Raw genomic sequence first — 12,680 nt, 5'->3', positions numbered from 1 at the left:
ATTACCTTGATGTGACGCATCGAGATCATGGTCCCTCAAGCGCGCTTTCCTGTTTGCCTCGCACGGTTGCGGCCAGACGTTCAAGCAGTTGCTTGCCCATGACAGCAGCGCCGGCCGCGCGGAACATCTGGTTGTGCATGCCGGGAACCTCGGTGACGACCAGCTTGCCGGTGACCACTTCACCCCAACCCATGTCCTGCGCGAACAGGCGGCCCTTGAGCACCTGACCGCTGCGGAAGATCTGGACATTGCCGTCATAGGCCTTCGGGCGATAGCGCACCTGCTGTTCGCGCAGATAGCCGATATTGCGGCCGTACCAGAGGTTGTCGTCGATCATGTTGTTCGCGTTGTCGTTCTTCAAGAGTCCGAACTTCACGGCGAGCTGGGTGAGACGAAGCAGGCGAACCGTGCGAAACTGCTGGAGGAACGCAATCATGGACATCTCGCCGCGCCTTGCGAGGCGATAGTCGCGCGGGATGTCGTCCATGCGCACCTGGAACTTGCGCAACAGGCGATCGTACCAGGGCATCGTCTCCCGGTAACCCGGGCACCAGGAATCGGTGAGCACGACGAGTTCCACCGTTTCGCCCTCGCGGCGCAGCTGGTGGGCCGCTTCCAGCGCCATCGCGCCCAGCACGCAGTAGCCCATGAGGATATAGGGGCCATGCGGCTGGATCAGCCGGATGAGCCGCACGGCGTCCGCGGCGAGATCCTCGAAGGCGCGCAACGGGAAGTTGGGCTGAGGCGTCTTCGGCACCATGGGTACGTCGACAATGGTTCGCTCGTCACCGACCTGTTTGGCCAGCTCATAGAGAACCGCGATGTTGTTGAGCACGATGATGGGCGTTTGCGAACCATCCTCGTTGAATCGCACGATGTTGTGCGCTTTCGCCTCCAGCTCGGCGCGGCTGAGAAAACCGCTCACGCCCACACCGCCCGCAACTTGCGCTGTCTCGCTCCCGGCCGCGGGCGCGAGCGGGCGTTGCGGCATGACTTCTGCCGTTTCCAGTACCTCGCGCCAATTGGCGAGATGCCGGTCGATCGTCTCGATGTCGTAAAGGTCCGTGTCGCCTTCGCAGGAGATGCGCCAGCCTTCCGGGCGCCGCACCATGAAGAAGTTGAGGTCGTAGAGCGCGCCCGCGTTGAAAGAGGGCGAAGTCGTCGCGGCGTAATCCTGGCGGCGCACCTCGTCGCCCATGCCAACGAAGCTTTGCTGCAGAGCGAAGTTGACGGAGCATAGCGGCGGCCGATTCATTTCGGACACTTCGCCCGCCATTTCCATCATCTCTTCGAACGGCAGGTGAAGATGCTCGATGGCGTCGCTGAGCTTGCCGCCGCACTGCGCGGTCACGTCGGCAAGGGTGCTGCCATCGGTCACGTCGAGGCGCAGGATCACCGTGTTGATGAGCGGCCCGACGACGCCCTCGAGTTCCTGCTGATCGCGCACCGACATCTGCGTGCCCATGGCGACTTTGGCCTGGCCGGTCGCCTTTTGCAGTGACATCGCGAGGGCTGCGGCCGCCACGCTGAAGAGGGTGACGCCTTGCGCCTTGGCGGCCGCGATCAGGTGTTCGCTCAGCGTGTCCGGCAACAGAATGGAGCGAATGACGCCCTGGAAGCGCCGTTCCGATGGCCGGGGGCGATCGCCCGCCACATCGAAACGGCTGAAGCCCTTAAGCTCCTCGCGCCAATGCACGCGAGCGCGATCGATCGCCGCGCTGGCCAGGAACTCGCCCTTCCACAGTGCGTAGTCGCCGTGGTGAAGGTCGACGTCGGGGTGGTCGGGATCGTGGCCCGCGCGCAACGCCGCGAGCCCTTCTACGAGTTCGCGCACGAGGATCGCGAACGACCAGCCGTCCATCACGAGCGAATGGAAGGTCAGCTGCAATTCGCCTTGCGTGCCCGACCTCGGCAACCACACGGCGCGGAAAAACGAGGCGGACGACAACTCGAAAGGCGTGCGGGCCTGCGCTTCACCCACACGCTGCGCCGCGGCGAGCGCCGCCTTTTCGTCCAGACCGCCAAGATCCACGACTTCCAGCCGGAAGGGGGCGCGGCTCCAGACCTGCTGGCGCAGCCCCGCGCCCGTCATCAGAAAGCCGGTGCGCAATATCTCGTGCCGCGCGACCAGTTCGGCTAGCACCTGTTCGATGCTCGCGGCCGTGAGCGGTCCCGACAATTGCAGCCGGAAAGCGATATTGAGCGCGGAGGCCTTCGGCGACGCCTTCTGCTCGTGCCAGTAGCGTACCTGGCAGGCGGTCGCCGGGAACAGGGCATGGCCCGCCTCGACCTCCTGCACAGGCGCGATATTCAAGGCTATCCCGTTCATCGCTCAGGCTCCTTCAGCAATCCTGCGCTTGAAGTTGAGGATCGACGGCCTCGCCACGGCGGGCGCCTCGGCCGGCTCGTCCGTCTGCGTGCCGTCAAGGCTGGCTGCCAACTGCTCGATCGTGACGTTCTTCATGAGCTGGCGAGCATCGACGCCCAGCCCGCGCTCGTTCATCCGCGCGACGATGCGGAACAACTGGAGGCTGTCTGCGCCAAGGCTGAAGAACTTCTGGTCGATGCCGACATGCTGCAGGCCAAGCACATCGCCCCAGATCGCGGCGATCGTGGTCTGCGTCGGCGTCAGCGTCACGGGTTCGGCCACGGCGGCGGTGATCTGCGCCGGTTCGCTCGCCTCGGGTTCGGTGGCCGCGGATTCGACCGGCATCGGCGCTTGCGGCACGACCTTGAGCGCAGCGTGCGGCTGACGCACCGGCGTGGCCACCATGTCCGGCGTCGGCACCGGCAGGGCCTTGCGGTCGAGCTTGCCGTTGCTGGTCTGGGGCAGGGCGTCGAGTGTCATCCACAGCGTCGGCACCATGTAGGACGGCAGCTGACCGGCGACATAGGCCGCGACCGCGCCCTGGTCGGGTTTGTCGGAGCCCGCACCGACGAGGTAGCCCACGAGGCGCGCGCTGTCGCTCACCGTGTGCAGGGCGACGGCGGCTGCGGCAACGCCGGGCGCCTTGCGCAAGGTGGACTCGATTTCCTCGATCTCGATGCGGAAGCCGCGCAGCTTGATCTGCTGGTCGCGGCGGCCCAGATGCTGGAGCGAGCCATCGGCGAGCCGCTTCGCAAGATCGCCGGTACGGTAGAGCCGGCGCGGCGCAGCGCCTTCGATGGCAACCGGTTTGAACGCGGCATCGGTCAGGTCAGGGCGGTTGAAATAGCCCTTTGCCAGGCCTTCGCCGCCAATCCACAGGTCGCCGCTCACGCCTTCCGGCGCCAGATGCAGGTCGTCGGTCAGCACGTGCAGGTCGGTATTGGCGAGCGGCGCGCCGATCACCACGGGTGCGTTCGCAACGACACGCGAGGCCGAAGACCAGATCGTCGTTTCGGTCGGGCCGTAGAGGTTCCAGACCTCAGCGCCGGTCGCGAGCAACTCGTCGGCGAGGTCGCGCGGCAACGGCTCGCCGCCGCACAGGATCTTGAAGCCCTTCGGCGCCTTGAAGCCTGCCTCGAGCAGCATGCGCCACAGCGAAGGCGTCGCCTGGAGAACGGTGGCGGCTTCTTCCCTCAGGCGGGTCACCAGCTCAAAGCCGGTGCGCACTTCTGCGTGCCCGGCGATGAAGGTGCGGCCGCCGGAGATGAGCGGCAAGAACAGTTCGAGACCCGAGATATCGAAGGAGAACGTCGTCACCGCGACGATGCTGTCCCTGACCGAGAAGCCCGGCGCATTCGCCATCGACAACAGGAAGTTGCTTAGCGCGCGGTGGCCGATCTCCACGCCCTTGGGCTGACCCGTCGAGCCCGACGTGAAGATCACGTAGGCCGAATCCGCGTCCGTGACGACGGGCAGCGCGATCGTCTCGTCATCGTCCTGCGCGAGGAGCGCGTCGACGTCCAGCACGCGATGCGCACCCGGTTCCAGCAACGTGAGGCTGGCTTCATCGCTGAGGATGGCGGCGATGTCGGCGCCATCGAGAATCTGGCGCAGACGTGCAGGCGGCATCGTCATGTCGAGCGGCACATAGGCGCAGCCGGCGCGCCATACGCCGATCATCGCGGCGACGGTCGTCGCAGTGCGCTCCATCGCGATGGCGACGCGTCCGCCTGAGGCGATTCCCGCGGCCATCAGCCGGCGGGCGATCTGGCTCGCGCGCGCATCGAGTTCGCCATACGTCAGGCTCGTCGACTCGTCCGACACGGCCGTCGTATCCGGGGCTTGCCAGGCCTGCGCGGCGATCAGCGCCGGGGTCGTCTGCGAGAGATCGTAGTCACGCTGCGACGCGTTCAGTTCGTCACGCAGATGGTGGATTTCGGCATCGCTGAGCAGCGGCAGCGCGGCGACCGGCGTTTCGGCATCGCGTGCGATCGCGCTCAGCAAGGTTTCGTAGTAGCCGAGCCAGCGCTGGATCGTCGTTTCGTCATAGACGTCGGTGTTGAAGTCGCAATCGAGACGCAGACCTTGTGCCGATTCGATCACGTTCAGGAACAGATCGAAGTTGCTGTACGCTTTGGCGTTCGGCGTGAAGTGCGTGGTCACGCCGGCCATGTCGAGTTCGCCGTCGACCTTTTCCAGATTGAACTGCAGATCGGTCAGCGGCAGCCGGTTCAGATCGCGCTTGATGCCGAGATCGCGCACGAGCGCACCGTACGTGTAGTTCTGCCGGTCGCCAGCATCGTAGAGGTGATCGCGCACCGCCTTCATGTGTGCGGCGAAAGGCTTTTCGCGGTCGAACTTCACGCGCAGCGGCAGGAAGTTGACGCAGTGGCCGACCAGCAGCGCTTCGCCGGCTTGCGACTGGCCGGCCATCGGTGCGGCGATGACCACGTCGTCATTGCCGGACAGACGGCCGAACAGCACCTGGGCCGCGCCGAACAGCGTGGCGAACAGCGAGCAGCCCTGCTTCGAGGAAGCGGTCTTGACCTGCTTGAGAAGGTCGGCTCCCAGATGGCGGGTCGTCGAGGCGCCATTGAAGCTCTTGCGTTCGGGGCGCGGGCGATCGCCGGGCAAGTCGGGCTGCGGCGCCGGCTCGCGATGGACGTTCATCCAGAAGTCGCGCGTTTCCTTGTCCACGCCGATCGCGTCCTGCTCCTTGGCGAAGGCGAGGAAGCTTTGCACTTCGTCCAGTTCCGGCTGCGTGCCCCAGACTTCCGCCGCATAGAGGGCGGCCAGGTCGCGCAGGATGATGTTGATCGACCAGCCGTCGCAGACGATGTGATGTGCCGTGAACACGAACGCCCACTTTTGCGCTTCCAGGCGCACCAGCGCGGCGCGCGCGAGCGGGGCGCGGGTGAGATCGAAGACCTCGCGGGCTTCCGCGTCGATGATGGCCTTGAGCTCGCCCGTCGGATCGGCGTGGCCGGAAAGGTCGATCGGGACCAGCGCAACGGTCGTCGCCGCGTCTGCGAACATCGTGTCGCCGACGCGCGAGAAGTGGACGCGCAACGCATCGTGGCGGGCCACGGTCGCGGCGAAGGCGCGTTCGAACGCGGCCTCGTTCAGCTTGCCGTTGAGTTCGAGCGTGAACGACTCATTGAACGCGAGCGAGGCTTCGTGGCCTTGCTGAGCCGACATCCAGATTTCCTTCTGGGGCTCGGTGAGCGCAGACTGCGTGAGCGGCGGTTCGGCCGGCGTATGCGCCGCGGCGTCCTGCGCGCCGCCGAGAATGCCGACGCGCTGGAGCGCGTCGATGCTCGCGATGAAGGCGTCGCCGATCTTGCGGATGTCCTCGTCCGAATGGCTCGTCGTCAGGAAGCAAGGGAAGCCTTCCATGATATGCACGCCGAGGTAGCGCATGTACGGATAGAAGAGGCTGCCGAGGCGATCTTCACCCGCGAGATTCACATAGAACCAGCTCGAGAAGGACTCCGCCCGCGCGGCGATGCCGACTTTCTCCAGATGCGCGTTGACGCGCTGCACGAGTCCTTCCATGCGTGCGCCGAGCCCTTCCTGCAGCGCCGGGCCAGCCTCCTTGAGGTGCAGGAGGACGGCCTTCATGGCGGCGAGCACCACGGGGTGGCGCACGAACGTGCCCGCGAAGAACGTAGGCGGAACTTCGGGTACCGAAGCATCGCCGAATTGCCACTGACCGCCGTCGAGCGCATCCATGTACTGCGTGGTGCCCGCCAGCACGCCGATGGGCAGGCCGCCGCCGACCACCTTGCCGTAGGTCGCCATGTCGCCCTGGATGCCCCACAGGCCCTGCATGCCGGCCGGATGCACGCGAAAGCCCGTCACGACCTCGTCGAAGATGAGGGCCGAGTCATTGGCCGCCGTGACGTCGCGCAACTGCTGCACGAACTCCTTCGGACGCAAGTTGGGATGGCGCGACTGCACAGGCTCGATCAGCACCGCTGCGATATCGTCGATATTGGCCTTGATCCATTCAAGGCTTTCGGGACGGGCGTAGGGCAGCACGACCATGTTGCCCACGGAGGTCTGCGGAATTCCCGGGGCGAGCGGGAACGCGCGCGGCACGCCCGCTTCGCTGCCGGGCTTCACCAGCACTTCGTCGAACTGGCCGTGATAGTCGCCGTCGAAGCAGACGACCTTGTCCTTGCCGGTCACCGTGCGCGCGAGGCGCATCGCCGCCATCACGGCTTCCGAGCCGGTATTGCAGAACGTGACGCGCTCATGGCCCGTCATGTCGGAGAACATCTGGGCGACTTCGCCTGCAAGCGGCGACTGCGGTCCAATCGCAAAGCCTTCCTCCAGTTGCGCGTTGACCGCGGCGACCACGAAATCGGGCGTGTGGCCGAATGCGGTCTGGCCGTAGCCGTTGACCACGTCGATATATTCATTGCCGTCTACGTCCCAGATCTTCGAGCCCTTCGAGCGCTGGGCGACGATCGGATAGACAAGCTCCTTCCATTCCTCGCGGAAGCCGCTGGCGGTGCGCGGGTCGGCAAGCACCGCCCGGTAGGACTGCGTACGCGCCTTGGAGGTGGCCGTTTTGGCCGAGTAGCGCGCCGCGAGATCGGTGATGAACGCCTTCTGGGCGTCGGTCATCTGGGCCGAGTGCGAGGCGCCCGGCTTGTAGGCGGTAAAGCGCGACGGGCGATTTTCCTCGAACTTGATTTCGGGACCGGCGGCGGCGCGCGCGGGCGCTGCGGCTGCCACGGCCGGGGCGGAGACGGTGGGCGCTGCGGCCGGCGCGGAGATCTGCACCGCTACGGGTTGCTGGACGGCCAGCGGCGCGCCTTGCAGCACTTCGAGCTGGCGCGCCATCACGGACTGCATGGCGGCGAGCTGGTCGCGGATCACCGACTGGAGGTCGCCCGTGGCCGTCGCAACAAGCGCTTGCACTGCGACGGGCGCGCTGACCTGCACTGCCGCAACGGCGGCAGGCGCGGCGGCCGCTTGAGCGGCGACAGCGACCGGCGCACGAGCAGCTTCGGCAGGCACTTCCGGGTCAGGCGGCATCGCGCCATCGAGGAACTGCGCGAGGGCGGGCAGCGTCGGATAGTCGCTCATGATCTGCCGGAAGCTGATCGTGACGTCGTAGCGGCGGCGCAGTTGCCGGGAGACTTGCCCCATGAACAGCGAGTCGTAACCGAGATCCCAGAAGGTCACGTCCGGGTTGGACGTATCCGGTGCTTCGCCGGACATCTCGGCAAGCAGTGACGCGAGTTCGGCAATGAGACGCGGTTTGCGGTCGATTTGGACGGTCTGGGTCATGGCGGTCTGAGGAATATCGTTTAGGGCTTCGGACGAGGCTTGCGCGGCAATCGCCGGGGCAACGGTCGTTGGCTGACGTGAAGAGGCGGTTGCCGGGGCGTCAATCCAGTGCCGTTCCGGCTCGAAGGGATAAGTCGGTAGCGAAACGCGGCGGCCCGTTTCAGCCCGCAGCGCTTTCCAGCTCGGCTTGACGCCGTTCAGCCACAGGCGCCCGGTCGCCTCGGCGAGCACGGCAAGCTCGCGCTCGCGTGTCGCGAAGTCGGGCAGCGAGGCAATCGCGCCCTGATGCCGGTCCTTGGGCAAGCCCTGCAGGACGAAGGTCGAGAGCGTGCGGCCGGGACCGATTTCAAGCAGAAGAGGCTTGCCCTCCGCCGTGACCGTGGCGAGCGCGTCGCTAAAGCGCACGACATTGCGGCAGTGGCTCGCCCAGTACTGTCCCGACACCGGCTGATCCATCGACGCCCATTGCCCGGTGACGGAAGACACGTACGGGATCTTGGGCCTCGCGAAAGCAAGGCTGTTCGCTATCTTGGCCAGATCGTCGACGACGCCGGACATCATGCGCGAGTGGAACGCGTGCGACGTGTGCAAACGTCGATGCTCGATATCGCGTGCCTTGAGCGTGGTCTCGAATGCCTCGATGGCCGCGAAGGGGCCGGCCACGACGCTGAGCGTCGGCGCATTGAGCGCGGCGAGATCGACGTCGCCGGGCAACATGGGGCTGAGTTCCGCCTCCGCCAGGCGCACGACCAGCATCGCGCCCGGTTCGGCCGACTGCATGAGCGCGCCGCGCTGTGCGATGAGGCACAGCGCATCCTCGAAGGCGATCGCCTCGGCCACGCAAGCGGCGACCAGCTCGCCCACGCTATGGCCGATCATGGCCGCCGGCTTGATGCCGCGCGACATCCACAACTGCGCCAGCGCATATTCGACGAGGAAAAGCGCGGGCTGCGCATAGATCGTCGAGCGGATGGGGTGCGGGGTGTCGTCGCCCTCCGGCGCCTCGCTCAGCAGCAGCGTGCGGATGTCCAGCCCGAGATGCGGCGCCAGCGCCTCGGCGCCCTTGTCGATCCACTCGCGATAGACCGGCTCGGCGCGATAGAGCGCGGCTCCCATGCCCGGATACTGCGCGCCCTGGCCGGGAAACATGAAGACGACCGCAGGCGCGGCCTGGGGCGCCTGTGCTTCGATTGCGCCTTTCTGGAGCTTGGCCTGGGCCTGTTCCACGCTCTCGGCAACGACGACGGCGCGGTGCGCGAAATCGCGGCGTCCCGTTTGCAGCGTCGCGGCCACGTCGGCCAGTGCGATTTCCGGATGGCTCGCGAGATGCGTGGCGAGATTCGCCTTCGCGCGTTCGAGCGCCGCCGTGCTCCGGGCCGATAGCGGCAGGATCTGGAGTCCGTCGCTTTGCTCGCCCGAGGCGTCGCGGCAAGGCGCCTCCTCGAGCACCACATGGACGTTCGTCCCGCCGACGCCGAGGGAACTCACACCGGCGCGGCGCGGCGCGGCGCCGTCAGTCCATGGACGTGCCGCCACGTTGAAGTAGAACGGGCTGTTAGTGAGGTCGATGCCAGGATTGGGCGAGCGGAAATGCGTGAGCGGCGGCAACGTGCGGTTGCGCAGGGCGAGCGACGCGGCGATGAAACCCGTCACGCCCGCGGCCGCGTCGAGGTGCCCGACATTGGCCTTCGCCGAGCCGAGCGCGCAGAACTGGCCGCCTTCTGCGCCACCGAGCCGGAAGGCCTGCACGAGGCCCGCGAATTCAATCGGATCGCCGAGCGGCGTTGCCGTGCCATGGGCCTCGACATAGCCGATCGAGGCCGGATCGATGCCCGCTTCAGCGTGCGCGATGGCGACGGCGCGTGCCTGGGCGTCGACGCTCGGCGCGGTGAAGCCGACCTTGTCGGAACCGTCGTTGTTGATGCCCACGCCGCGGATCACGGCGTAGATCGAATCGTCGTCGGCGATGGCGTCTTCGAGCCGTTTGAGCAAGACGACGCCCGCACCGCTGCCGAACACCGTGCCCTTTGCGTCGGCATCGAACGGGCGGCACACGCCGTCGGGCGCGCCCATGCCGCCTTCTTCATAGAAGTAGCCGCGCTTTTGCGGGAACGTGATCGAGACGCCACCGGCCAGCGCCATGTCGCAGCGACCGGCGCGAAGGTTCTCGACGGCGAGGCTGATCGCGGTGAGCGAAGTGGAGCATGCCGTCTGCACGGAGACGGCCGGTCCCGTGAGCCCGAGCTTGTACGCGGTGCGGGTGGCGACGAAATCACCGGCCCCAACGAGCTTTTGATACTCGCCGATCTGGAACTGGCTCGTGAATTCGTCGATGACCCCGCGATCGGACAGGATGTGCTTGAGGAAGTAGGTGTTCATCGACGTGCCGGCGAACACCCCGACCGCGCCGGCGATCGTCGCCGGGTCGTAGCCGGCATCTTCGAACGCTTCCCACGCAATCTGGAGGAAGAGCCGCTGCTGCGGGTCGGTCAGCGCCGACTCGCGCGCCAGCATGCCAAAGAAGCCCGCATCGAAGTGGTCGACATCCGTGAGTATCGGACGTGCCTTGACGTAGCTCTTATCGCGGCGCAAGCCGTCGTCGAAGCTGTCTTCGAGTTCCGCCACGTCGAAATGCGTGATGCAGTCGCGTCCCGCGAGGATGTTGGCCCAAAGTTCGGAGACGTTGCGTGCGCCCGGAAACCGTCCGGACATGCCGACGACGGCGATGGCGCCGCTTTGCACGCCGCGGCGTTGACGGACTGGCGCTGTGTTCTCGAGCGGGAGCGTCGTGCGCAGATGCGAAGCCAGTGCCTCGACATTGGGATGGCGGAAGAGATCCACCAGCGCGACCTTGGCGGCGACGTCTCGCGCGATGATGGCGTGCGCGCGCATCATATCGAGCGAACGCAAGCCGAGATCAAAGAAGTTCGAGCGCCGATCGACGGGCTTGCCGAGGAGGCCTTCGAATACGGACGCGAGCTTGTCGGCAACATCGTCGTCCACTGGCGCGGGCTGCGCCGATGATTCGGATTGCGTATCGATAGTCGCAAGCAGCGCTTTGCGGTTGATCTTGCCGTTGGGCGTCAGCGGGAAATCCGGCAGCACGCGCAGCTCCGCCGGCATCATGTAATCGGGCAGGGCGGACTTGAGATACGCGCGGATTGCGTTCAGAAGACCTGCGGCGTCGGCGGCGTCGGCCTTCACGAAGCCCGCGATGGCCTTGCCGTTGCGTCCTTCGAATGCCGCCACGGCCGCATCTGCGACGCCGGGCGCCACGCGCAACGCATGTTCGATTTCGTCGAGTTCGATGCGTTTGCCTGCAATCTTGATCTGCCGGTCGTTGCGGCCGAGAAATTCGATGGCCCCGTCCGGGCGGCGGCGCACGAGGTCGCCGGTGCGGTAGAGTCTGGCGCCAGGGGCGAAAACGTCGTCGACGAACTTCTCGGCCGTCAGTTCGGGGCGGTTGAGATAGCCGAGCGCGACACCGTCACCGCCCGCGACCAGCTCGCCGACTTCTCCATCGGCAACCGGCGCGAGCTTGTCGTCCACGATGTAGGCGCTCGTGCCCGCGATGGCGTAGCCGATGGGAATGGCCTCGCCATGCGCGAGCGACTCGCCGTCGCGCGCAATGCGGTAGCAGCAGGTAAAGGTCGTGTTCTCGGTCGGGCCGTACCCGTTGATGATCTGCAGACCCGGGTGGGCCTCCATGACCTTGCGTACATGGACGGGGGACAGCACGTCCCCGCCCGTCAGCGCCTCCTTGAGCGGAAGAAAGGCTTCCAGCCGATAGTCGGCGAGCGCATTGAAGAGGCCAGCCGTGAACCAGGCGCTGGTAGCGCCGAGTCGCGCTATCTCGGACGCGATCGTGTCGAGAGAGGGCTGGACCTCGTTGATGATGGCGGCGCAGCCGCCGTTCAGGAGCGGTCCCCAGATCTCCAGCGTGCTCGCATCGAAGGCGAGCGGCGCGAGGTTGAGGAAGCGCGTGTCCGGCGAAAGCTCGGTGAACGTCTGGCCCTGCACGAGGCGCAGAATCGCACGGTGCGGCACGATCACGCCCTTGGGCTTGCCGGTCGAGCCGGAGGTGTACATCACGTAGGCAGCGTCGTCACGATTGCAGGCATGGAGCGCAGCGGGCTGCGCGGCCTCCGCAGCCGCCACGACATGTTCGAGATCGGCCGTGACGCCGTTCAGCTCGCCAACGCTGGCGAGCGCTGCCGCCTCGGCGATGATGAGCTTGGGCGAGCAATCGGAAACGATGAAGTCGAGCTGCGCCTTGGGGTAGGCGCGGTCCAGCGGCACGTAGACGGCGCCCAGACGCAGGATCGCCAGCATCAAAGCCAGCGTGTCGCGGCTGCGCGAAACCATGATCGCGCAGCGATCGCCCGGCTCCAGTCCCATTTCGTGCAGGACGGTGGCGAGCCGCGCCGAACGTTCGCCAAGGGCGGCATACTGTTCCTCGCCCGTGGCGTCAATCACAGCAAGATGATTGCCGAACCCGGCACATATGGCATCGAAGCGCGCTGCCACGCCAGGCACATGATCGGTCCCGCCCGGCAAAACGCCTGAAAGTCCATCTCTGTGTGACATTTGCTACTCCCCCACAATTTTGACGAAGGTCCGGTGCTGAGCAGGCTTGGCGATGGACTCGCGGCGCTTGCGCAGAACGGCGTCCGGTCACGGGAAGCGCAAGCGGCAGGTGGCTTTGCGCACCTGGCTTGTGTCCCAACTTTGAAATTTGCTGTAGGAGGAAGTTAATCTTCCGCGGGATACCTATCCGTTCGCCGTCGCACACACGATGTGCTGCAGCAACACATTGCAGCGGGGTGGCACGGGTGCGTCGGCGCGCAGGCTTGCGCCCCGCCTGCCGCCGTGCGGGTGGGTTTGGCGACGATCGCGACATTGGCCGAGTGCGTGTTGCATCGAGGCGAGGACTGGCAATTCGTGTGCGGCGTTGTGCGTGGCAACAACCCGATCGAACCGCTGGGCGGGACGAGAGGAGTTCGTCCGAGCC

General features: G+C 66.2%; 2 protein-coding genes. Both read right to left on the bottom strand.

Annotation, left to right across the window (positions count from 1 at the left end; translation table 11 throughout):
• Positions 1-25 precede the first annotated feature (25 nt).
• The gene (locus tag U5A65_RS27415) at positions 26-2,329 is read right to left on the bottom strand and encodes a condensation domain-containing protein (protein WP_321948514.1); all 2,304 of its coding nucleotides are present in this window, start codon (positions 2,327-2,329) and stop codon (positions 26-28) included.
• 3 nt (positions 2,330-2,332) lie between these two features.
• Positions 2,333-12,256, bottom strand: a complete 9,924-nt coding sequence (locus tag U5A65_RS27410) for a non-ribosomal peptide synthetase/type I polyketide synthase (RefSeq protein WP_321948513.1) — start codon at positions 12,254-12,256, stop codon at positions 2,333-2,335.
• Positions 12,257-12,680: the final 424 nt, after the last annotated feature.

Source organism: Paraburkholderia sp. J10-1 (genome assembly GCF_905220165.1).
Lineage (GTDB): Bacteria > Pseudomonadota > Gammaproteobacteria > Burkholderiales > Burkholderiaceae > Paraburkholderia.
The sequence above is the reverse complement of the archived record's forward strand: the minus strand, read 5'-3'. Positions and strand labels throughout refer to the sequence as shown.